The following is a 22,209-nucleotide window of genomic DNA, read 5'->3' as shown; positions in this document are numbered from 1 at the left end:
CGGGAACTGTAAGGGCGCTATACTATCTCAGTAACCACTTTTTGCGTGCTGCTGATAGCCATGATTTCTGTCATTATTCCTACCCTTAACGAACAGCAGGCGCTGCCTGCTACCCTTGATTCCCTGCAAGGGCAGGCAGCTTTGCGGGAAGTGATTATCTGCGATGGTGGCAGCAGCGACAGAACCCTGGATATTGCCCGTAGCTACACAAACCACCTGCCTGAGCTGCAATGCCTGAACGCCCCCAAAGGTCGCGCCTCACAAATGAATGCCGCTGCCAGCAAAGCCGGTGGAGAATGGCTGTTGTTTTTGCATGCGGATACGGTTTTACCGCGCGGTGCGTTGCAGGCCATTGCCAGTTGCAGCGCCGATGCGGGTGTTTTTCTTCACCGCTTTTCCGGTTCTCACTGGGGTTTGCGTTTGATCTCCGCCTTGCACAACAGCCGCTTTCGCCGTACCGGAATTATGTACGGCGACCAGGGCATTTTTGTGCGCGCTGAACTGTTTCTGCAGTTGGGCGGTTACCCGCAAGAATTGATGGAAGATATTCGCTTTAGCGAAAAGCTGCTGGAACACACCAGGCCTGTACAGCTGGAACAGACCCTGATTACCGACTCCCGCAAGTTTGAACAGCTTGGTGTGTGGCGGGCGCTGTGGTGGGTGTTTGTTATTTTATGGCGGGACAGTGGGGATGGCAGGCCAGCCAAACCGGGATTTTTTGCAGAGTATCGTTAATTGTTGTCATCCTGAGCGCAGCGAGGGATCTCTAAGCGTGTGTCTGTTTATGAGATCCTTCGCTGCGCTCAGGATGACAAAGTGCCACTATTCATCAACCTCAAAGCCATTTCCTCCCATAGCCTCCATCACCCAATGATTCTGTGGTGAAAGTGCCAAAGCCTGCTGGTAGTGGGCAAGTGCTTTTTCTGGCTGTTTGAGTTTGCTGTATACCCGACCCAGCCACAGGTGAATATCCACGCTTCCCCAGAGTTTTTTCTGTTCGTCTTCAATGCTTTTCTGGCCCTGCTTTAGCAATTCCAGGGCTTTTTTGCTGCTGCCACCAAATACCCCCGGTGTTTGAAATTTTGCAACCCCAAGCATCAACAGGGCGCGGGGGTTGTGGGGGTTTATTTCCTGCGCTTTGGCCAGTTGCCGGTTGGCTTTTTTGTTCAGGCCAATCACTGAGAAAGGGCTGACGATAATCTTTAAACCGTACAACGCCCCCAACATTACGTGCACTTCTTCTTGTTGCTTGTCGCTGTTTTCAATAACACTGCGGGCTTGCCGAATGGCTTTGTTCAGTACTTTCTTGGCGGCTTTTTTGTCGCCGTTTTGAATCTGTGCGGCGGCAAGGCGATAGTTGAGAAACAGGTTGGTGTACGTGTCTTGCGCTTCGGGCAGTTCTTGCAGGGCTGACACATTGTTCTGCGCGAACAGGGTTTCGATTTGGGGTATATCCGTGGCCGTTGCAGGTAGAGACAAGCTGAGCAGGGCAATGGTCAGTATACGGGCAATCAACATAGGCAGGTGTCAAATGTAATTATGTCATTCTGAGCGCAGCGATCCAGCAGCTTTGCTTGTAAATCAGTGACTTTAAAGACACTGGATTGCCGCGCTGCGCTCGCAATGACGGCTTGGGCGGTTATCTCAGATAGCAGTGTCGCCGTGTTCAGAATGACAGACAACGTTGCTGGCAATCAGTTCTCAATGGCAAAGCTGCACAACTCCAGGTTATTGGCATCTGCTCTCAGTACCCAGCCGTTGTGGTGCCAGTCACCCAGTACAATGCGTTCGCCGCCATTATGACTGTGGCGGGCCGGGCGGTGGGTGTGGCCGTGGATCATGGTATTTACCCGGTACTTGCTGAACAGCTGTTCTACGGTGTGGTTATTCACATCCATAATATTGCTGGCCTTGTTGCTGTTGGCGTTCATGCTTTTGGCGCGCCAGTCGGCGGCAATTTGCAGGCGCTTGTTCAGCGGAATGCGGCGCAGCAGCCAGGTGCCCAGCGGGTTGCGCACCTTGCGGCGGAATTTCTGGTAGTCGATATCGTCGCTGCACAGGGTATCGCCGTGCAGCAACAAGACGGCTGTGCCGTATAAATCAATCACATGGTGTTCCGGCAACAGGGTGCAGCCGGTGGCTTTGGCAAAGCCTTTGCCCACCATAAAGTCGCGGTTGCCGTGCAGGAAGTAGAGGCGGGTGCCGCTGTCGCTGAGTGCGCGCAGGCGGGATTTGATCTCCGCCAGAAACTCCGACGGGTCATCGTCCCCCACCCAGGCTTCAAACAAATCGCCGAGAATATAGAGTTTTTCTGCCTGGCGTGCTTCGCCATCGAGGAAGTTGTAGAACGCCTTGGTAACTTGCGGGCGTTCCGGGGCCAGATGGAGGTCGGAGATGAAAATAGTGCTCATAGACGTTCGACGTTCGACGTTCGACGTTCGACGTCAGCGCCATCGTCCAACGTCGAACATCCAGCGTCAAACGATCACTTATCCGCGTACTCGTCAGAAATACTCACACTCTCAATCACAATGGACTCTGTGGGTACATCCTGATGAAAGCCGGAATTGCCGGTCTGTACGCCTTCAATGTCTTTCACCACATCCATACCATCAGTAACCTTGCCAAATACCGCGTAGCCCCAACCCTGGCTGTTTTTGCCGGTGTGGTTGAGAAAGCTGTTGTTGGCCACGTTGATAAAGAATTGGCTGGAGGCGGAGTGCGGGTCCATGGTGCGGGCCATGGCCAGGGTACCTTCGTCATTGGCCAGGCCGTTGTCTGCTTCATTTTCAATGGGGTCGCGGCTGGGCTGTTCTTTCATGTCGGCATCCATACCGCCGCCCTGGATCATAAAACCCTTGATAACCCGGTGAAAAACAGTACCGGCGTAGAAGTCGTCTTTGCAGTATTGCAGGAAATTGGCGGCGGATTTGGGGGCGTTGTCGAAGTCCAGCTCGATGGCGATATCGCCTTTGTTGGTGTGCAGGGTAATCATGGTTTGTACTCGGTAGGTATGTAAGGTAGATAGGTAAAGTGGCGCTATGGTAAGGCTTGGTGGCGCTGTAGGCAATTTCAGGTGAGACAGGGTAGTGGTGCTGCCGTATAATCCCCAAACTCAAATTCCTGTCATCCTGAGCGCAGCGAAGGATCTCGTAATCAGATACGAGATCCTTCGCTGTGCTCAGGATGACGTAACTGCGCTCAGGATGACGTAAATATTGGTACAAGTAATGTCCGACGACACAAAACCCCTTAACTTTATCCAGCAAATCATCGAAAAAGACCTGGCCGATGGCACTGTCAGTCAGGTGGTGACCCGTTTCCCGCCAGAGCCCAACGGCTATCTGCATATCGGCCACGCCAAGTCCATCTGCCTGAACTTCGGTCTGGCCCGGCAGTACGGCGGGGCCTGCAACCTGCGCTTTGACGATACCAACCCGGAGAAGGAAGAGCAGGAATACGTGGATGCCATCAAGGAAAACGTGCGCTGGCTCGGTTTTGACTGGGACGGCGAAGTGCGTTTTGCCTCCGATTACTTCGACCAGTTTTATGACTGGGCCAAATATCTGGTCAGCGAAGGCAAAGCCTATGTGTGTGAGCTGAGTGCGGAACAGACTCGCGAATACCGTGGCACGCTCACCGAACCCGGCAAGAACAGCCCCTACCGCGACCGCCCCGCAGAAGAAAGCCTGGCTCTGCTGGAAGCCATGCGCAACGGCGAAAAAGACGAAGGCAGTATGGTATTGCGGGCCAAAATCGATATGGCGTCCCCCAATATGAATCTGCGTGACCCGGTGATGTACCGCATTCGCAAGGCCAGCCACCACCGCACCGGCGACAAATGGAACATCTACCCGGCCTACGACTTTGCCCACGGTCAGGAAGATGCCATCGAAGGTGTGAGCCATTCCATCTGCACCCTGGAATTTGCCGCCAACCGGCCACTGTACGACTGGTTTATCGAAAACCTGCCGGTGCCCAGCGAGCCACGCCAGTACGAATTTGGCCGCCTCAATATCAACTACACGGTGACCAGCAAGCGCAAGCTCAAGAATCTGGTGGACGAGGGCCATGTGGACGGCTGGGACGACCCCCGTATGCCCACCATTGCCGGCCTGCGTCGCCGCGGTGTGACCCCGGCGGCGATTCGCAATTTCTGCGATTCCCTGGCGGTGGCAAAGACCGATGGCGTTGTGGACATGGCCCAGTTTGAGTTCTTTGTTCGCGAAGACCTCAACGACAATGCGCCCCGCGCCATGTGTGTGCTGGACCCTGTAAAAGTGGTGTTTGATAATGTGGACGCGGCGGAATCCATGACTCAGCCAGTACACCCCAACAAGCCGGAGCTGGGTGAGCGCAGTTTGCCATTTGGTAAAGAGGTTTATATCGACCGGGCAGATTTCAGTGAAGACACCACCTTGTCTCGCAAGAAGTTCAAACGCCTGGTGCTGGGGGAATACGTGCGCCTGCGCGGTGCCTATGTGATCAAATCGGAATCTGTGGAAAAAGACGCCGCTGGCCATATCACCCAACTGAACTGCTCCATTGTGGAAGGGACCGTGGGCGAAAACCCGCCGGAAGACATTCGCCCCCGTGGGGTCATTCATTGGGTGGATGCCAATAACGCCGTGGATTGCGAAGTGCGCCTGTACGACCGACTGTTTAATGAAGCGGCTCCCGATAGCGGCGATAAAAACTACCTGGACCATATCAACCCGGATTCCCTGCAAGTGCTCACTGGCTGTAAAGCCGAGCCTGGCCTGGCGAATGCGGTGGCTGAACAGCCATATCAGTTTGAGCGGGAAGGGTACTTCACTCGTGATATCAAGGCGCAATCTATGGTGTTTAACCGCACTATAGGATTGAAGGATAACTGGAAAAAGTAATTGTTCGACGTTTGAAGTTCGACGTTTGACGTGATTCGAGGATTCGTCATTCCCGCGAAGGCGGGAATCCATCTGGCTACTTCGTCAGAGGCATGGATCCCCGCCTTCGCGGGGATGACGGAGTTCCAGATTTTTCGTCCAACGTCCAACGTCCAACGTCCAACAAAACGTTGGACTTAAGCATGGCATTAAAACTCTACAACACCCACAGCGGCCAAAAAGAAACCTTCACACCTCTGCAAGAAGGCAAGGTAAAAATGTACGTCTGTGGTCCCACGGTGTACAACCGGGTGCATATTGGCAACGCTCGCCCGGTGGTGGTGTTCGATACCCTTTACCGTGTGTTGAAATCGTTGTACGGCGAGGTTACTTACGCCCGCAATATCACCGATATTGACGACAAAATAATGAAAGCGGCAGCAGAAAACGGTGAGGATATTTCTGAACTGTCGGCTCGCTACGCCCAGGCGTATTTTGAGGATATGGCGGCGCTGAATAACCTGCAGCCAGATATTATTCCCTACGCCACCCAGCACCTGCCGGAAATGATCGCCATGATCGAAAAGCTGATCGCAAGCGGCAACGCCTATGAAGCTGAGGGTCATGTGTTGTTTGCGGTGCAGTCCATGGATGACTACGGCAAGCTCTCCAACCGCTCGCTGGAAGATATGCTGGCAGGGGCGCGGGTGGAAGTGGCGCCGTACAAAAATTACGCTGGCGACTTTGTGCTCTGGAAGCCATCCAGCGACAGCGAACCGGGCTGGGACAGCCCCTGGGGTCGGGGCCGCCCGGGGTGGCACCTGGAATGCTCGGCCATGATTGAAAAGCACCTGGGCGACACCATCGATATTCATGGCGGTGGCCGCGATCTGGTATTCCCCCACCACGAAAACGAAATTGCCCAAAGCCAGTGCGCCCACGGTGGCCAGCAGTTTGTGCGTTACTGGATGCACAACGGTTACGTGAATATCGACGGCGAGAAAATGTCCAAATCCCTGGGCAATTTCCGCATGGTCAACGAGCTGTTAACAGAATACCCCGGTGAACTGCTGCGCTTTGCGCTGCTGTCTGCCCACTATCGCAGCGATGTAAACTTTAATGGGGATATGCTGGACAGTAACTGGAAAGTGCTGGACAGCCTGTACGGTGCACTGCGTGACGCCCAGGGCGTACAAGCCGGGGAAGCGGATTTGACCGACAGCGCGTTTTTGGCGGCATTGCACGACGACCTGAACACCCCGCTGGCCATTAGCGAATTGCACCAGATGGCACGGGAATTAAATAAAGCCAATGACACCGAAAAAGCCGCCTGCAAAAGCCGTCTGCTGGCCGCCGGTGCCATGCTGGGTGTGCTGCAAGGGGATGCGGAACAGTGGTTTAAACAGTCTCGCGGCGCTGATGAAGGTTTGTCTGAACAACAAATTGAAGCCTTGATTGCTGAACGCATAGAAGCAAAAAAATCCCGCGATTTCGCCCGCGCGGATCAGATTCGCGATGAATTACAGGGCGCAGGGATTGTGCTGGAAGATGGTCCGGAAGGCACCAAGTGGCGGCGGGGCTGAGCTGTGTCATTCTGAGCGTAGCGAAGAATCCTGGAGCTTTGCAACAACTGAGATCCTTCGCTGCGCTCAGGATGACAACTATTCTTTACCCCGTCATTGCGAGGAGCGTAGCGACGCGGCAATCTAGCGGCTTTGGCTGCGTTACTCAAAGGTAGAGGTATGTTTCAACTCCCTCAAAGACTCTCCCTCGCCCAGCGCAACACTCCCCTGCAACACCTGCCGCGCCTTTCCTCTGAGGCAGGTTGCAATATCTGGGTAAAGCGCGACGATATGACCGGCTGCGGATTGACCGGCAACAAAGTCCGCAAGCTGGAATTTACTCTTTATCAGGCCCTGCAAGAAGGCTGCGATACATTGATTACCTGCGGTGGTGTGCAGTCCAACCACTGTCGCGCTACGGCCTTGTTGGGAGCGCAGCTGGGGTTAAAGGTACACCTGGTTCTGCGCGGTGATCCCGCAGAAGCAGAAGGCAACCTGTTGCTGGATAAACTGGCAGGGGCAGATATCAGCTTTTATCCGCCCCGGGAATACGTTCCCAATCTGGCAGAAATCCTTTCTCACTGGCAAAACCACTATCAAAATCAGGGCAACAAAGCCTGGGTGATTCCCACCGGCGGCAGTGATGGCATCGGTTTGTGGGGCTATGTGAGCTGTGCTCAGGAGCTGGCTGACGATATTGCTCAGGCGGGTATCACACCGGCGGCGATTGTCTGCGCCTCTGGTTCTGGCGGCACCCAGGCGGGCCTGACCGTTGGTGCGGCCAACGCTATTGGCCATCACATTCCTGTTATTGGTATGGCGGTATCTGACGATCGCGCCTACTTTGAAAACAAAGTGCGGGAAGATATACAGGACTGGCGACAACGCTACGGATTTGCCCAGGCAGATTGGCTGGATACTCTGAATATTCAGGTCAATGCAGATTATGTTGGCCCCGGTTACGGCGTGGCCACCCAGCCGGTATTCGACACCATTAAAAAGCTGGCTGCACTGGAAGGCATACTGTTGGACCCGGTATATACCGGCAAAGCGTTTCATGGACTGCTGGGTGAAATTGCCAAAGGCACATTTACACCCGGTAGTGATATTGTGTTTGTGCACACCGGAGGCTTGTTTGGCTTGTTCGCCCAGCGGCAGCAGTTGGCGTTAGGCTAGGTGACAGGTGACAGGTGACAGGTGACAGGTGACAGGTAAGATAGGTGAGACAGGTGACACTCTGAGCTCCTTTACCACGTCATCCTGAGCTTTTTACCACGTCATCCTGAGCATTTTTACCTCGTCATCCTGAGCGCAGCGAAGGACCTCAAACTTTGCACTGCACGCTGGACTCAAGGTGACAGGCTTGGAGGGCTTTATGTACCTAGTACTCGACCAAGGTGGCCAAAGTTCGCGAGCTGCGGTTTTTGCACAAGGCGGTGAGCTTGTTGAGTTGCACCAGCAGCCGGTCAGCACCCACACCCCCCAGAGCGGGTGGGTAGAGCAAAACCCCGCAGAAATACTCCAATCCCTGCGTCACTGCCTGGCGCAAGTCAAAGATATTGAGGCCATAAAAAGCGCCGCCCTGGTGACTCAGCGTTCCAGCTTTGTGTGCTGGCGTCGGGACAATGGCAACCCCCTGACACCGGTAATCAGCTGGCAGGATACCCGTGGGGCGCAGATACTTGAATCGTTGCAGCTGTGCCCGGACGACATACGCGCACGCACCGGTCTGTTCCCCAACACCCACTTTGGCGCCAGCAAAATGGTCTGGTGCCTGCGCCATGTGCCGGAAGTGATCAAAGCGCAGCAACAGGAGCAGCTTTGTATTGGCCCCATCAGTACGTTTTTGTTGCACCACTTGGCGGTTGAAAAGCCGTTTCTGGTGGACGCCAGCAATGCCCAGCGCACGTTGTTGTACAACATTGCCGAACAGCGCTGGGACAGTGAGTTGCTGAATCATTTTGGGGTGCCAGAAGCGTTGCTGCCGGAAATTGACAGGTGCCAGAATCGTTGCGGGCACCTGGCGCTGAGCAGTTCTGCCGGTTCTCAAAAAACTGTCCCGGTAAAAATAGTGAGCGGTGACCAGAATACCGCGTTTATTGCCCTTGGCCAGGGCCGTGCTGATAACGCTATTATCAACGCCGGAACCGGTGCCTTTATTGGCATGCCGATCGCCACGCCTGCAACTGTTCCCGCGCGCTTGTTACAGACGGTACTGCCAGACTCACGGCACATAGTGGAGGGTACAGTCAATGGTGCCGGGCGTGCGCTGGCAGCCATGGCTCGGCAGTTTGGTTGCGATATAAACGCTATTGCCATTCCCGCCGAGCATGATGTGCTGTTTCTGAACGGCGAAGGCGGCCTGGCGGCACCCTATTGGCGAGCGGGTTTTGTCTCTCGATTTATTGGCCAGGGCACGGCATTGCAAAAACTGGCAGCGGTGCAGGAGAGCATTGTATTTCTGCTGTACAGCAGCTTTCTGGAAGCGGGTGCCCTGGCCGACAATATTCAGCAGCTGACAGTCGCCGGGGGATTGTCGCAGTCGGAACAGTTTTGCCAGTCCATTGCCAATCTGTTTCAAAAGCCGGTATTGCGCCCGGAAGTTACCGAAGCCACCGCATTGGGCGCGGCCATATTGCTGGCAGGTAACCCGCAGTGGCCGGTTAAAAGCCGTTGTTTTGAACCGCAATTTGATGCCGTTGTACAACAGCGATTCCAGCGCTGGCGTGCCGAGCTGCATACTGCCCTGAACGGGTGGCGGTGAATATAACCTTGAGCTATAAGTTTAAAGCAATGAACAGTGCGGTTGTAAATGCGCTGGGTTAGGATAAGCAGCCGGATAGATGTAGCCAGTGGATGGAGATTGCCGCGGCCTGCGGCCTCGCAATGACGGGGCGGGGTTGTCGTCATCGCGAGCGTAGCGCGGCGATCTTGACCAAAGTGGCAGAGGACTTGAAATAATGCCGTAGTTGGATGGAGATTGCCGCGGCCTGCGGCCTCGCAATGACGGGGCGGGGTTGTCGTCATCGCGAGCGTAGCGCGGCGATCTTGACCAAAGTGGCAGAAGACTTGAAATAATGCCGTAGTTAGATGGAGATTGCCGCGGCCTGCGGCCTCGCAATGACGGGGCGGGGTTGTCGTCATCGCGAGCGTAGCGCGGCGATCTTGACCAAAGTGGCAGAGGACTTGAAATAATGCCGTAGTTAGATGGAGATTGCCGCGTCGTTTCACTCCTCGCAATGACGGGAAATTACATCAGGGTAGTGTTAAGCCGCCTGCACACAAAACAACGATCACAACAAAGATAATCTGCTTATGGACATTACCATTAACCTTCTGGGTACTCTGCTGATAGCGCTGATTATTCTGGCCATTGGCTATGTTCTGTGCCACAAAATTCCTTTTCTGAATCGCAACAGTATTCCCGAACCGGTGGTGGGGGGGCTGATATTTTCCATTTTGTCGGCTATTGCCTATTCGGTCTGGGATATTCAGTTCGACTTTGACATGAGCCTGAAAAGCCCGCTGATGGTGATGTTCTTTACCACCGTGGGTTTGGCAGCCAGTGTCAAACTGCTGATCAAGGGCGGCCCCAAGGTGGTGTTGTTTCTGGGGGTGGCCACGCTGATGCTGATTATTCAGAACAGCATTGGCGTGTTGATGGCTACCTCGGCGGATATGCACCCGTTGTACGGGCTGGTGATCGGCTCGGTAACTCTGTCTGGCGGCCACGGCAACGGCGCCACTTACGCAGCGCTGTTTGGCAGTAATTACAACTTGCAGGGGGTGTTGGAAATCGCCATGGCAGCGGCCACCTTTGGCCTGGTGCTGGGCGGCATGATCGGTGGCCCGGTGACCGAGCGCCTGCTGAAAAAATACAATCTGAAGCCCACGGTCAAGCACCTGGAACCAGACGATATGGTGACCTATGACGTGGACGACAAAGACATTGTCACCCCGCGCCGCATGATGGAAACCCTGCTGATTCTGGCCGCCTGTATGTTGGGCGGCGGCTGGCTGCACGGCATAGTGGTGGAGGCGGGTGGGGTGTTGCCTTCCTTCCTGATGCCTCTGTTGCTTGGTGTGGTTGCCACCAACCTGTGTGAAGTGAGTGGCAAATACAAAATCAGCAATGGCGCTATCGACCTGTGGGGCACCATGTCACTGTCTATCTTTTTGGCGATGGCGATGATGTCGCTGCGGGTGTGGGAATTGATCGCCCTGGCGGGTCCCATGTTATTGATTATTGCCGTTCAGGTACTGGCAGTAATGATGTTCGCTTATTTCATTACCTTCCGCATTATGGGCAAAACCTACGACGCCGCGATTATGGCGGGCGGCCACTGCGGTTTTGCCATGGGTGCAACCCCAACTGCGGTGGCCAATATGGAAGCACTGGTAAACCGCCACGGCCCGTCACCCCAGGCTTTTTTGGTAGTGCCACTGGTAGGCGCCTTCTTTATCGACATCACCAATGCGCTGGTGATTCAGTTGTTCCTGGCTTTCCCGTTCGTACTATAGCGTTCGTACAAAAAAAAGGTGCTGCCACCATGAGACGGAAGAACACCATGAAAAAAATGACCGTTGCCGCGCTGATCAGCGCTCTTATTGTCTTGGCGGGCTGTTCTCGCGGCCCGGAAGTCAGCAGCCTGCAGAGCGACCTGCAAGCGCGCCTGAACGCCACCTTTGGTGAAGGCCTTTTTGCAGTCACCAAATTTCGCCGCTATGGTTCCCAGCCGTTATCCGCCGCTGAAAATGACAACCGCGACCGCATTGCCATTTACTACAAGGCGGATCTTGAGCTGCAAAAAGACCACCGTTTTTCCGACTGGAGCGGCCAAAACCGGGCCACTTTCCACCAGGTGCTAGGGGCGGCAGAAAAGGGCGTTGAAGGCGTTGTAGACAAAGGCAACCAACGGGGCGATGTGATTAGCGCCCACGGTTTAAGCGTGTACGCAGACGACAACAACAGCTGGGTGGCTGTGCCGGTGTCTGTTGCTGAATCTGCACAGGTAAGCGGCACTGACAAACCGGGAATGGTGTCGGAAATCGACGCCAGCATCGACCCTCGCGGCGACCAAATGCCAACCAGCTGGCAGCAAAGCGCTGCCGGTGAACTTTCCACTGTCGCCACAGAACTGGATGAGCGGGGCATGACTGTGGAAAGCAGCGCACTGCGTTCCGGTCTGCGTTCATTACTTACTGAAGCCAGCTTGAAGGTGTTGAAACAAAAGGGTGTTAATACACTGGTCAGTGGTACCCGGGGCGGCGATTACTATGCACTGGGCGCAGGCATTGAACAGGCGATGGGGCAGTCTGCGGTTAAAGTGACCGCGGTGCCGTCTACCGGAGCACTGGCTAACCTCGGTTTGCTGCGCCAGCAACTCACTGGCTTTGCCATTACCCAAAGCGATTTGGCCATTGCCGCTTATCAAGGCAGTGGCGCCTTTGAGCGCAACCGCAGCGAATACATTCGCGCCCTGGCCAGCCTGTATCCGGAGCCGGTGCAAATACTGGTGCGCGCAGACGCCGGCATTTCCAGCGTGGCAGAGCTGGCGGAAAAACGCGTCAATATCGGTCCCGATGGCAGTGGCACCCAGGGCAATGCCCGGCAAATATTGACTCTGGCGGATGTGGACTATCGCGATTACAGCACTTATGAACTGAGCATTTCGGTCAGGGAATTGCAGGCTGGCAATCTGGATGCGGTGTTTGTAACCAGTGCCGCCCCCAGTAACTACATGCGCGGCGTTGGTGACAATATCAAAGTGTTGTCACTGGATGAGCAATTGGTAAGCGGTCTGTTGTCCACTCGCAGTGGTTATGTGGCTCACCAGATTCCGGCAGGCACGTATCCGGGGGTTGATACTCCGGTAAACACCGTGGCCGTTACTGCGGTGTTAGTGGCTGACATGGAAACCCCGGATGAACAAGTGGAAGCTGTGCTGAAAGGCTTGTTTGACAGCGCAGTAGAGCTGAGCGCATTCGGCGAACGCGGCGCCAGCCTGGACCGCAACAAGGCGCTTTCCGGAGTGGCGATACCACTGCATCCGGTGGCGGAAAAATATTATGCGGAGAGCAAGTAAATCCTTGTTCGCAGATATGTAGCCCGGGTGAAGCGCCAGCGCAACCCGGGGCAACCCGTAGGCAAGTGATCTTAAAATCCCCGGGTTTCGCTTGCGCTACACCCGGGCTGCGTTAAAGCCCCCCAATAGGGGATTCGTACCACCTCGCGCGCGAAGGCTTATAGCCAAATGGTTGGCAACCAAATTTAAAAATCTCGTCATCGCGAGCGAAGCGCGGCGATCCAGTGGCTTTATGTATATCCCGGCGAGTTAAAAGACTCTGCATTGTTTTATGCTGCGCTCAGCCTCAAGGCTATTCAAATTGCTGCCCTCAAAGGCTTTTCGCCGGTGGGGGTTCACGGCCCTTGAATAGATTTTATGGGCAGCATCAGTGTCATCGAATCTATGGGTGAAACTTTAAATCCGTACTGCTCATAAAAAAACTTGGCATTATCGGAAATTGCATGTACCAGTACAGCGCGTAATCCAACCTCTTTGGAAACTCTCAAGGTGCGAAGTAAGGCGTCTCTCAATAGAGCGGCACCAAGATGCTTGCCTTGCATGGTTTTGTCTACAGCCAAGCGCCCCAAAACCATTACCGGAATTGCAGTTGGCATATTCCTGGCAATGTTTTTTGGCGCTTCAAGGCGTTCGACGCTGCCACTCGCCAGAGCGTAGTAGCCAACGACATGATTTTTCAGGCATGCCACAAATGTACGACTGGCTCCACTGATTTGATTTTTTAAGGCGCGCTTTATCAGCCAATCGTTGAGTGAATCAACACCACAATCGAATTGTCCTGGCAGGTGCTTGTCGTTGAGAGGTTCTGGTTCAGTAATCACTTCCATTGTGATTTATCAGCCAATAGTTTTTTCAATTTGGTATTTTGGGGTGGAGTTTCAGCAAGGGCTTGTTCAAATGCGTCAAAAGCATTGTCATCCAGTTGAAAGAGTCGCTGATCAAGAAGCACATTTTCTGCTTCCCGGCAGGCAACCTCTAAAATAAAAACGCTGCGGTCTTTATTCATAACATCAGCTGCTTTGGTAAGCAGTGCGTGCTGTTCAGGTTCAGCACGCATGTTGATAGGGGCAGTTTTAGCCATGGCGGGCACCGGTTGTGTATCTAATCGATACACATTCTAGTGCGCTAAAGATCACCGTGCAAGTCGATTTCCTATACCGTTTACGCTGGCCCTTTATGCAAGGTTTCCTGATTGAGTCGGTGTAAATCTTCAAAAGCGGTTTTGATGTATTCGAGAAAATCTTCCGACGCTTTCGACAGAGGGTGGTTGCCGTGGTAGAAGCACTTTAGTTCAAAATTTACCGGTGGTGTAAAGCCGTGGCTGACCACGTTTTCCATGCCCAGGGCATTGGCGGTAAATTCATCCAGAATGGAATAACCCAGCCCCCGCGATACCAGGCTTTTCGCCATATAGTAAGTTTGTGCGCGAATAAACGCATCGGGTATCGGATGTTTGTCCTCAGTAAAGCGCTCGTTCAGAAGGTCACCAAGAGGGCCGCTGTCGAAAATGGAAATGTAATTCTCGGCGGAAATATCTGACAATTTGATTCGATTGTCGCTATCGGCTGTTGTCACTCCGCCAGTGGATACATGCACCAACTCCCCGGAGCCAATTTGTCGTGACTCAATGCCCGGGTGGTCGCGGTCAGTAAATACCACGCCCAGGTCGTTCTCATGCTCGTAAAGAGAATCGATCAACTCACCGTAGTGTTTGGTTTGCACGTCAAAAGTAATTTGCGGGTATTTGGCGTGAAAGCGCTCAATAGCCAGTGGTAACAGGTTCAGTCCCAATGCCGGCATGCACACCACACGGATATGGCCGTGAGTGTGTTCTTTTAAATTTTCGGCGGTCTTTTTAATGGTGCCGATCTGCTGATAAATTTTGCGCACTTCCTCAATCAGGGAATGCGCTTCAGAGGTAGGCACCAATTTGCCCTTAACGCGCAAAAATAATTTAAAGCCCAGCTGCAACTCAGCGTGACTCAGAACTTTACTGACCGAGGGTTGAGAAACGTGTAAAAGGCGGGCGGCATCGGAAATGGAGCCGGTGTTGTATACAGCGTGAAAAACTTCAATATGTCGTAAGCGCATGTTTCAGAAAATCTTTGTTATTGTGTATAGCCTATAGTTATACCTTTCAAGGCTTTAGTCAATCAATGAATTACCCTTAAAGGGGGGGAGGTGAGCCTTTCCCAGGACAATACGGCTTATTTCCGCCCGAAAAGCTAACAGAAAAGAAAGGCAAAACTACTATGGCTATATCGAAAAAACGCTTGCAAGAGATTGATGCAATTAAAGACGAGAATATTGATTACAATGATATCCCGGAATTGGATAAAGCCTTTTGGAAAAGGTCGAGCTGCGCATCCCTCCACCCAAGCAAGGTGTTTTTATGCGCCTTGATGACGATGTTTTGCAGTGGTTTAAAAGTCAGGGCAAAGGCTACCAAACGCGCATTAACAGCGTACTGCGTTCATATTACGAGGCGCACAAATAATTGCCTTGCACATGGGGCAGGGAAGCGGGGCTCAGTAGGTTTTTTTCAGGGTACCCCCCCCGAACCTGTATTCGCAGAAAAGGTTGGCGTGTTGAACGCCACGGACATGCTTGGGGTAAAATTTACTGCCCGTATAACGATAAGGAATGCCGATGTGGTGAGTTTTGTATTACCAGTATTTGGAGCACGCCCAGAAGTGCAACAAATCATGCCAGGCAAATTAAACGTGTCGTTGATAAATGTACCGGAAAATCAATGGGTAGTGACCAGAGGTTAGATGATGAAAACATTTGAGTTTACCCTGAAGTTCAGCCTCCCTGAAAATGGAACTGGTCCAAAGTCTTATATCGAGCATCTGGGTGCAGCAGGGTGTGACGATGCGTTAATTGGTGTGGGGAAAACCGGGCGTATAGTTTTAAACTTTGATCGTGAGGCATCCTCAGCGCTTAAAGCTGTTTCCAGCGCGATTTCTGACGTTAAAAGGGCAATCCCGGGGTGCCAGCTTGTCGAGGCTGCTCCGGACTTGGTGGGGTTGACAGATATAGCAAACATTGCCCAATGCAGCCGCCAATATATGCGTAAGTTAATGCTTGATAGTAAGTCAGGCTTTCCTGCCCCCATCTATGAAGGAAAGTCCGTATTGTGGCGGTTATCGAAGGTGCTCATCTGGTTGCGAGATGACAAAAAATACCAGTTTGACAGTACACTGTTGGACGTGGCGAAGACCAACATGCAATTCAATGTAGCCAAAGAAGCACAAGATATTGATGCTGAAATAAAAAAGAATATTTATAAACTGGTTTCGTAAATAGCCTGCTTCCCATGTGTGTGCACGAATGGCGTGCTGGTATCTGTGATAACCACCCAAGCTGTCATTGCGAGCACAGCGCGGCAATCCAGTGTCTTTTCCCTCCTGTTCAAAAGCAAAGTCGCTGGATCGCCGCGCTTCGCTCGCGATGACGGTATTTCCCGACCTCCGTCATTGCGAGGAGCGAAGCGACGCGGCAATCTCGACCGAATCGGCAGAGGACTTTGGGGATACGGTGATAACAAAATGGAGATTGCCGCGCTACGCTCGCAATGACAGGAAATATCACCACCCTTTCTGTCATTGCGAGGCCGCAGCAACCTCCATGGGCTCACTGCCAGCTTGGACAGCAATGCGCACAGGGGGGAACCCATCTAATTCGGCACCTCTACACCCATGGACGCCTAGCTTCGTGAAAATGACGATTCTTTTGAGTTAAATGACTCTCGGCTATATAAAAACCAGGATCCAGCCTTGCACATAGGGCAGGGAAGCGGGGCGCAGTAGGTGTTTTTCAGAACATTATTAAACGCAACCTATAAGGTTGCCGGTTTAATAATTTTTCATAACCTGAGGTTATGCACTGCAAAAATTTAGTCAATCAATAAATTACCCCCAATGGGGAAGATTCCCGCTTCCTCGCAAACATTCAAAATATCCCATCTATTACTATTGGTTATAGGCAGCTAACGAGTGTTAGTGGTAAAGCCAACGGTTTCTGTCTAAATTTATTGTCGGCGTATTTAAAAACGTCTGCTAATGATGGTTTAAACCGATCTTTCAAGTATCAAGAAGTAAACGAGGGGTAATAAAAGATGGCTATATCCAAAAAGTCAAAACTCAGTTCGCTGTTTGCAACCGGGCTGACATCCTGCTGCTCTCTGCTGGTAATGGCGCCGTTGTCCATGGCGTTTGCGGAGGAGGGTGATGACGATGTGGTAGTTGATGAAGAAATTGTTGCGGTTGGTTCGCATATTCGCGGCGCCAAAACCACTGGCACATTGCCAGTAACTTCTCTAGGTAAGGCAGATTTGGATTCTATTGGTAGTGTCACTACCGATGAGCTGATTGCCGCACTTCCTCAGTCGGGTGCACAGAACTTTACTGGTGAGTCTGCGGGCCCCAACAGTGCACGTGGTGATGTATCCAGTGTGAACCTGCGTGGTTTGGGGTCTGGTAACACTCTGGCACTGCTCAACGGTCGCCGTATGGTACTTCACCCCACCACTCAGTCTGAAAACTCCATTCCGGTACAGATTGTAAATATCAATGCGATTCCCGGTTCTGCGATTGAGCGCATTGAAGTGCTGCGCGATGGTGCCGGCCCAATTTACGGTGCTGATGCCACTGCTGGTGTACTGAATCATGTTATTGATGGAGACTATGAAGGTCTGAAAATTGGCCTTCGCTATGGTCAGTCAGATGGTACTTCGCTGGATGAAACATCTTTCGATTTTAAATGGGGCACTACCTTCAATGAAGGTGCTACCAATCTGACTATTGCTGGTAGTATTTACGATCGAAGTGCATCCTTGCGAAGTGAGCGTATCTACACGGCCTCTAATGATCGCCGGCCTATTGCTCCAGAACCTTTTAATGCCAGCTCTCGCTTTAATAACAACTCCAGTGATTCGCCTTGGTTGCAATTTGACCCTCGCGACGCAAATGGTGACAGAATAAGTGTGACTGTTGGTGATGTGTCTGCCAACCGTTTCCATACGCGCCCTTGTGATGGTTCAGCCAATGATCTTGCTCAATTGGGCAATGGTGTTTGTTTGGGTGAAGGAAGCCTACCAACCTCACTGCGTTTTGATGAAGGGTCTTTTGGAACCCTTACTCCTGAATCTGAGCGCTTTAATATCTTTGCTTCGGTCACTCATGAGTTGGAGTCCGGTGCAGAGTTTTTTGGTGAGTTAAACTATTACGATGCAAGCTCGTCTGCCACACGGGGTGGTTCAGGGATTTTGGCATCAGGCACAATCGCAGTTGGTGAAAACAACCCCTTCAACCCATTTGGTTCAGGTGCTGGCAGGCTGGCTGGGTTGGATGTAAATGAAGTTCCTCTGACCGGAATACGCAGTACAAGTGAGAACTACAGGGTATTTGAAGTAGGCGGTCGTACCATCGATGTAGATTCTGACATCTATCGAGTTTTGGGTGGATTCAGGGGCGAATTTGATGACTGGAGCTGGGAGTTTGCCGGTTTGTACTCTGAAGCAAATACTGTGGATGTAGAGGGCAACCGCACCCGTACATCGGCGCTTCAGGCTGCTCTTAATAGCGCTGATCCCGCTACCGCTTATAACCCGTTCAATGGTGGAGATCTGAACAATCCGCAGACTGCTGATACTACTCTTAATACCAATGTGGCTGACGCTTTACGAGTAGATGCAACTCGCGATAGTACCGCGACACTTGCATTGTTTGACTATAAGCTGTCCAACCCTGAATTATTCACTCTGCGTGAGCAGCCAGTCGGTGCAGCCTTTGGCTTTGAGTGGCGTAGAGAAGAAGTTAGTGATGATCGTGATGCTCTGATCGATGGTAGTAACCCAATTATAAATGGCGTTGGCGTCGCGTCTGATAGTGATGTGGCGAATACCAACCCGACACCGGACTATGAAGGTAGCCGCCAGGTGTTTTCTGCCTATGGTGAGTTGCAGGGTTCATTGATCAGTGTTGACGATGAAATTCCATTGGTTCAGGCATTGGATTTCCAGTTGGCAGCCCGCTATGAGAGCTTCTCTGATATTCAGGATGAAGTTCTGGTTCCCAAATTGGGTTTAAGCTGGGAAGTCAATGACTGGTTGATGTTCCGTGGCGCTTACACCGAAGGTTTCCGTGCGCCAAATTTGGAGACAACAAACCAAACAGCTATTGTTCGGGAAGCAGAGAACCTGCGGGATATTCAAGCCTGTCTTGATCAAAACATCATTAATTCTGTCAGCGATTTTGCAAACTGTACCATTGAAGTAAACGTTACTGATACCCGCGGCGGTAACCCAAACCTGAAACCGGAAGACAGTGAGTCAACCACTTGGGGTTTTGTGTTGCGCCCTTGGGAGGGAATGACCTTTACCACAGACTTCTGGAGAATTGAGCAAACAGGTATTGTTGGTGCCATTACTACTCAATCACAACTGGATATTGATGCGGTTCTTAGATCACAGAACTCCTTCAATCCAAATGTAACACGTGACCCTGTTACAGGATTGGCTGTCAGCACATTCAGTGGCTTTGTAAACCTGAATACTCGTAATATCAAAGGTTTTGATGTTAGCTTGACTCAAGACTTTGATACTGATGCTGGCCTTTTCCGCCTGAAAACGGACTGGTCTTTCGTCAGTGAGTTTACTCAGGTTGGTGGTTCTGAAACCCAGGGGCTTGCCGATGCCGGTATTTCTACCAATAATGCCGGGTCGCTGATTCGAGATGAAGAAAACCCCTATAGTCGCGGTGCTGCTTCCGTACAGTGGAACAACAATCAATGGGGGGCCTCTCTGTTTGCCCGTTATATCGGTCGAGTAGAAGACCCAGATTTGAGAGCTACTATCGATGGTGTTTCTGTAGCTTATGTTGTTGATGACTATGTTGAAGTTAATGGCTCAGTAAACTACCGCTTTGAAAATGATGGTTTCTTGAACCAGAGCACCTTGAAAGTTGGCATCAATAACATGTTTGATGAAGAGCCACCTCTGGCTGATGAAGTGACCGGTTATATCCGCGAGCTGCACACCAGTAAAGGCCGTTACTTCTACGTGTCTTTGGTGAAGGAATTTGATTAATTGAATTAAATTTCTCAATCCGAAACCTCTAAAAGCCCCGGTTCGCCGGGGCTTTTTTGTCAACGTTATTGTCCTTTGCTTGAACATGGAGCTCTATAATGTCGGCAGCAACAATTACCAGTAAAGGCCGGATAACCATCCCCAAAGACATCAGGATGATGTTGGGCCTGGAGTCCGGGGACAAGGTAAATTTTCTTGTCGATGATCAGGGTGTAGTCAGCTTTGTCCCTATGACAAATGATGTGACAACCTTAAAGGGGATTGTAGATAAACCCAAAAAGCCGGTCAGTTTGGAAGATATGAAGGCTACAGTAAAAGCCAGAGGAGGGCGGTAATGAAAGGGCTGGATACCAATGTATTAGTGCGATACCTGGTTCAGGATGACAAAAAAAGCAGGCAGCATTGGCATCCCGGTTTATTGAAATTCAGTGTGCCGATGAGTCTCCCTGTCACATTGGCTAGATTGTTTTATGTGAGCTGGCATGGGTGCTGGAACGCAATTACCAGCAATCCAGGGAGAATATAGCAACTATTATCGAACAGTTATTGCAAGTGGGTCAGCTAGAAGTGTCTGCGCCGGAAACTGTATGGCGCGCCCTGGATGATTACAGAAAATCCAATGCAGATTTTCCCGACCATCTCTTAGCCAGGGTTAATGAATCAAATGGCTGCCAGTCAACTGTTACCTTTGATAAAAAAGCATCTAAGCAGCCATCTTTTGAATTGTTGAAATAGCTGTTGTCCTGATTTATTTCACCCCAACTGACGCCGCATCCGGGCGTCGGCTATCCGCAGCTCCCAACTGTTTGTCACCATCCAGGTGGATAGATTGTGTGCTACCCATAGTCGCCCCAATCTTGATTTTATGGCCGCGCTTTTCCAGCTCTTTAACCACATCCGCCGGGTGGCCTTTTTCCAGCTCAAGATTTTCTGATATGCCTTGGTAGATGCGTGGCTGCTGGGTGGCATCGGCGATATTCATGCCGTGGTCGATAACGTTCATCAACACCTGCGCTACCACTGGCATAATGCGCGCGCCACCGGGTGAGCCGCTGACAATCAATGGTTTGCCATCTTTTAGCACAATAACCGGGGCGATACCGGAAATGACCCGTTTGCCGGGGCGCAGTACATTGGCCAGGCTGGCCTTGCTGTTGCGCGCTTTGCTGTTATCTACTTTCAAGCCAAAGTTTGCCAGGTGGTCGTTGAGAATAATGCCGGTGTCTTTGGCTACCACATAGGCGCCAAAGGATGAGCTGATGGTGTAGGTGTTGCTGACCGCATTGCCGTCTTTATCTACCACTGAGTAGTGCGTTGTGTCGCGGCTTTCGTGGCGCAGTGGGTCTCCGGGCAATATATCTGTAATCGGGCGCGCGCGATTTATATCGATACTATCTGCCTGCTGTTTGGCGTAGGCCTTGCTGCCCAGGCCCGCTTCCGGAACTCGGTGGTGTGGATATCCACCCATGTATTTTGTGCGATCCACAGATACCAGCTTTTGTGCTTCTGCCAACAGATGAATACTGTCGGCACTGTTGGGCCCGTATTCAGCAATGGGAAAATTCTCCAGAATATTCATCATTTGCTTAAAGCCAATGCCGTTTGATGGGGGAGGCATATAAGCCATCTGGTAGCCCCGATAGCTACCCCAAATGGGCTCCCGCTCATTAACCCGATAATTGGCCAGATCTTCCATGGTGATAACACCGCCGCTGGCTTCCATATCGGCAACAATTTTTTTCGCGATATCGCCTTTATAAAAAGCATACGCACCGCCTTGTGCAATTTTTTTAAGCGACCAGGCGAGGTCGGTTTGTTGCAGGGTTTCACCTGCTTGTGGCGGGGAGTTGTCTGTTTTGTAAAAAATACTCGCAAGGGCATGATCCTTAACCAACTTATCCCGCATTACCGTCAGCGCATAGGAGAGGTCGGGAGTTACCATAATGCCGTTTTCTGCGAGGGCGATAGCTGGTTTAAGCAATGTTGCCCAGGGCAATTTGCCGTAGTTCTTGTGGGCGTGATAAAAGCCTGCGACTGTGCCAGGTATGCCGACACCCAGATGACTGTGGCGTTTGTTTTTGTCTAAGGTGCCGTCGGCGGCAGCCAATAATTCGGGAGTGATATTGGCCGGTGCCTGACCGTAATATTCAATGGCCAGGGTTTTGTTTTCTTGGGCCAGGTGCACCAGCATAAAACCGCTACCGCCGATATTGCCGGCTCGGGGCAGGGTAACCGCCAGGGCAAAACCTGTTGCCACGGCAGCATCTACCGCATTTCCACCTTGTTCAAGTATGCTGGCTCCCACTTGCGACGCCAGTGTGTTCTGGCTCACCACCATGCCCTTGTTTGAAACTACTGGGTGGTTGATGCTGTTGTAGCGAATTAAAAATTGGCTGCTGTTACCCGGTTTTTCTTTTGTCGGCTTTTCAGCGCCGATAGAAGTAGAACAAGCAGACAGGAAAAAGCTGAAAATCAGCAAGAGTGTGAGTTTGGCGATTGCCGTAGGGCTCAGGTGGTTTAGTGATTTTTTTTGAATCATTTTCCCTCCGCTGATCGATGTGAAATGGCAGTCTATAGCGATTGCTGTTTGAGGAGCAATAAACTGT

At 51.9% G+C, this 22,209-nt stretch carries 19 protein-coding genes; 12 read left to right on the top strand and 7 right to left on the bottom strand.

Translation table 11 applies throughout. The features are described from left to right. Positions 1-60: 60 nt before the first annotated feature. On the top strand, positions 61-735 hold the full coding sequence (locus ACVBEJ_RS01445; protein ID WP_447127806.1) for a TIGR04283 family arsenosugar biosynthesis glycosyltransferase: 675 nt from the start codon (positions 61-63) through the stop codon (positions 733-735). An 87-nt stretch (positions 736-822) separates the two neighbouring features. Here ACVBEJ_RS01445 and ACVBEJ_RS01440 read toward each other — a convergent pair whose 3' ends face one another. The 3 genes from ACVBEJ_RS01440 to ACVBEJ_RS01430 form a co-directional block, all read right to left on the bottom strand. Continuing rightward, positions 823-1,518: a tetratricopeptide repeat protein gene (locus ACVBEJ_RS01440; RefSeq protein WP_447127805.1), complete on the bottom strand. Its 696-nt coding sequence runs from the start codon at positions 1,516-1,518 to the stop codon at positions 823-825. Positions 1,519-1,694: 176 nt separating this feature from the next. After that, positions 1,695-2,411, bottom strand: coding sequence for a UDP-2,3-diacylglucosamine diphosphatase (locus ACVBEJ_RS01435; RefSeq protein WP_447127804.1), 717 nt, complete (start codon positions 2,409-2,411; stop codon positions 1,695-1,697). Between the two features lie 74 nt (positions 2,412-2,485). Next, positions 2,486-2,995, bottom strand: coding sequence for a peptidylprolyl isomerase (locus ACVBEJ_RS01430; RefSeq protein WP_447127803.1), 510 nt, complete (start codon positions 2,993-2,995; stop codon positions 2,486-2,488). 235 nt (positions 2,996-3,230) lie between these two features. Here ACVBEJ_RS01430 and ACVBEJ_RS01425 point away from each other — a divergent pair, with 235 nt between their 5' ends. The 6 genes from ACVBEJ_RS01425 (at position 3,231) to ACVBEJ_RS01400 (ending at position 12,513) form a co-directional block, all read left to right on the top strand. Further along, positions 3,231-4,886 (top strand): glutamine--tRNA ligase/YqeY domain fusion protein, encoded by a 1,656-nt coding sequence (locus tag ACVBEJ_RS01425; RefSeq protein ID WP_447127802.1) that lies wholly within the window; start codon positions 3,231-3,233, stop codon positions 4,884-4,886. Positions 4,887-5,068: 182 nt separating this feature from the next. Next, a complete protein-coding gene (cysS, locus tag ACVBEJ_RS01420; RefSeq protein WP_447127801.1) occupies positions 5,069-6,448 on the top strand; it encodes a cysteine--tRNA ligase in 1,380 nt (459 codons plus the stop codon). Positions 6,449-6,607: 159 nt separating this feature from the next. Then, complete coding sequence (locus tag ACVBEJ_RS01415; RefSeq protein ID WP_447127800.1) at positions 6,608-7,603, top strand: D-cysteine desulfhydrase family protein; 996 nt, start codon at positions 6,608-6,610, stop codon at positions 7,601-7,603. A gap of 199 nt (positions 7,604-7,802) precedes the next feature. After that, entirely contained in the window at positions 7,803-9,191 is a 1,389-nt protein-coding gene (locus ACVBEJ_RS01410; protein WP_447127799.1) for an FGGY family carbohydrate kinase, read from the top strand. Between the two features lie 551 nt (positions 9,192-9,742). Continuing rightward, a complete protein-coding gene (gene gltS, locus ACVBEJ_RS01405) occupies positions 9,743-10,948 on the top strand; it encodes a sodium/glutamate symporter (protein ID WP_447127798.1) in 1,206 nt (401 codons plus the stop codon). 29 nt (positions 10,949-10,977) lie between these two features. Then, positions 10,978-12,513 (top strand): TAXI family TRAP transporter solute-binding subunit, encoded by a 1,536-nt coding sequence (locus tag ACVBEJ_RS01400; protein WP_447127797.1) that lies wholly within the window; start codon positions 10,978-10,980, stop codon positions 12,511-12,513. Positions 12,514-12,848: 335 nt separating this feature from the next. Here ACVBEJ_RS01400 and ACVBEJ_RS01395 read toward each other — a convergent pair whose 3' ends face one another. The 3 genes from ACVBEJ_RS01395 to ACVBEJ_RS01385 form a co-directional block, all read right to left on the bottom strand. Continuing rightward, positions 12,849-13,340, bottom strand: coding sequence for a GNAT family N-acetyltransferase (locus ACVBEJ_RS01395; RefSeq protein WP_447127796.1), 492 nt, complete (start codon positions 13,338-13,340; stop codon positions 12,849-12,851). Further along, positions 13,331-13,594, bottom strand: a complete 264-nt coding sequence (locus ACVBEJ_RS01390) for a type II toxin-antitoxin system TacA family antitoxin (protein WP_447127795.1) — start codon at positions 13,592-13,594, stop codon at positions 13,331-13,333. The genes ACVBEJ_RS01395 and ACVBEJ_RS01390 overlap by 10 nt, the downstream gene beginning before the upstream one ends. A gap of 80 nt (positions 13,595-13,674) precedes the next feature. Further along, positions 13,675-14,604 (bottom strand): LysR family transcriptional regulator, encoded by a 930-nt coding sequence (locus ACVBEJ_RS01385; RefSeq protein WP_447127794.1) that lies wholly within the window; start codon positions 14,602-14,604, stop codon positions 13,675-13,677. A 161-nt stretch (positions 14,605-14,765) separates the two neighbouring features. Here ACVBEJ_RS01385 and ACVBEJ_RS01380 point away from each other — a divergent pair, with 161 nt between their 5' ends. The 5 genes from ACVBEJ_RS01380 (at position 14,766) to ACVBEJ_RS01360 (ending at position 20,338) form a co-directional block, all read left to right on the top strand. Then, positions 14,766-15,287, top strand: a complete 522-nt coding sequence (locus ACVBEJ_RS01380) for a hypothetical protein (RefSeq protein ID WP_447127793.1) — start codon at positions 14,766-14,768, stop codon at positions 15,285-15,287. A gap of 3 nt (positions 15,288-15,290) precedes the next feature. After that, positions 15,291-15,818 carry a helix-turn-helix transcriptional regulator gene (locus tag ACVBEJ_RS01375; RefSeq protein ID WP_447127792.1) on the top strand — a complete coding sequence of 176 codons (528 nt, stop codon included), beginning with the start codon at positions 15,291-15,293 and terminating at the stop codon, positions 15,816-15,818. 815 nt (positions 15,819-16,633) lie between these two features. Further along, positions 16,634-19,603, top strand: coding sequence for a TonB-dependent receptor domain-containing protein (locus tag ACVBEJ_RS01370; protein WP_447127791.1), 2,970 nt, complete (start codon positions 16,634-16,636; stop codon positions 19,601-19,603). A gap of 98 nt (positions 19,604-19,701) precedes the next feature. Next, positions 19,702-19,938, top strand: coding sequence for an AbrB/MazE/SpoVT family DNA-binding domain-containing protein (locus ACVBEJ_RS01365; protein WP_447127790.1), 237 nt, complete (start codon positions 19,702-19,704; stop codon positions 19,936-19,938). A 151-nt stretch (positions 19,939-20,089) separates the two neighbouring features. Next, complete coding sequence (locus tag ACVBEJ_RS01360) at positions 20,090-20,338, top strand: PIN domain-containing protein (protein WP_447127789.1); 249 nt, start codon at positions 20,090-20,092, stop codon at positions 20,336-20,338. A 13-nt stretch (positions 20,339-20,351) separates the two neighbouring features. Here ACVBEJ_RS01360 and ggt read toward each other — a convergent pair whose 3' ends face one another. Beyond that, positions 20,352-22,142: a gamma-glutamyltransferase gene (gene ggt, locus ACVBEJ_RS01355; protein ID WP_447127788.1), complete on the bottom strand. Its 1,791-nt coding sequence runs from the start codon at positions 22,140-22,142 to the stop codon at positions 20,352-20,354. Positions 22,143-22,209: the final 67 nt, after the last annotated feature.

The sequence above is a fragment of the Porticoccus sp. GXU_MW_L64 genome, assembly GCF_052983295.1.
Note: the sequence above shows the minus strand (reverse complement) of the source record. Positions and strands in the feature narration are given on the sequence as shown.

Excerpts from the sequence above, each read along its gene's own strand:
- ACVBEJ_RS01400 (WP_447127797.1), top strand. The coding sequence starts at position 10,978 with ATGAGACGGAAGAACACCATGAAAAAAATGACCGTTGCCGCGCTGATC.
- ACVBEJ_RS01430 (WP_447127803.1), bottom strand. The coding sequence starts at position 2,995 with ATGATTACCCTGCACACCAACAAAGGCGATATCGCCATCGAGCTGGAC.
- ACVBEJ_RS01390 (WP_447127795.1), bottom strand. The coding sequence starts at position 13,594 with ATGGCTAAAACTGCCCCTATCAACATGCGTGCTGAACCTGAACAGCAC.
- cysS (WP_447127801.1), top strand. The coding sequence starts at position 5,069 with ATGGCATTAAAACTCTACAACACCCACAGCGGCCAAAAAGAAACCTTC.
- ACVBEJ_RS01385 (WP_447127794.1), bottom strand. The coding sequence starts at position 14,604 with ATGCGCTTACGACATATTGAAGTTTTTCACGCTGTATACAACACCGGC.
- ACVBEJ_RS01435 (WP_447127804.1), bottom strand. The coding sequence starts at position 2,411 with ATGAGCACTATTTTCATCTCCGACCTCCATCTGGCCCCGGAACGCCCG.
- ACVBEJ_RS01365 (WP_447127790.1), top strand. The coding sequence starts at position 19,702 with ATGTCGGCAGCAACAATTACCAGTAAAGGCCGGATAACCATCCCCAAA.
- gltS (WP_447127798.1), top strand. The coding sequence starts at position 9,743 with ATGGACATTACCATTAACCTTCTGGGTACTCTGCTGATAGCGCTGATT.
- ACVBEJ_RS01410 (WP_447127799.1), top strand. The coding sequence starts at position 7,803 with ATGTACCTAGTACTCGACCAAGGTGGCCAAAGTTCGCGAGCTGCGGTT.
- ggt (WP_447127788.1), bottom strand. The coding sequence starts at position 22,142 with ATGATTCAAAAAAAATCACTAAACCACCTGAGCCCTACGGCAATCGCC.
- ACVBEJ_RS01415 (WP_447127800.1), top strand. The coding sequence starts at position 6,608 with ATGTTTCAACTCCCTCAAAGACTCTCCCTCGCCCAGCGCAACACTCCC.
- ACVBEJ_RS01395 (WP_447127796.1), bottom strand. The coding sequence starts at position 13,340 with ATGGAAGTGATTACTGAACCAGAACCTCTCAACGACAAGCACCTGCCA.
- ACVBEJ_RS01425 (WP_447127802.1), top strand. The coding sequence starts at position 3,231 with ATGTCCGACGACACAAAACCCCTTAACTTTATCCAGCAAATCATCGAA.
- ACVBEJ_RS01370 (WP_447127791.1), top strand. The coding sequence starts at position 16,634 with ATGGCTATATCCAAAAAGTCAAAACTCAGTTCGCTGTTTGCAACCGGG.
- ACVBEJ_RS01445 (WP_447127806.1), top strand. The coding sequence starts at position 61 with ATGATTTCTGTCATTATTCCTACCCTTAACGAACAGCAGGCGCTGCCT.
- ACVBEJ_RS01380 (WP_447127793.1), top strand. The coding sequence starts at position 14,766 with ATGGCTATATCGAAAAAACGCTTGCAAGAGATTGATGCAATTAAAGAC.
- ACVBEJ_RS01375 (WP_447127792.1), top strand. The coding sequence starts at position 15,291 with ATGAAAACATTTGAGTTTACCCTGAAGTTCAGCCTCCCTGAAAATGGA.
- ACVBEJ_RS01440 (WP_447127805.1), bottom strand. The coding sequence starts at position 1,518 with ATGTTGATTGCCCGTATACTGACCATTGCCCTGCTCAGCTTGTCTCTA.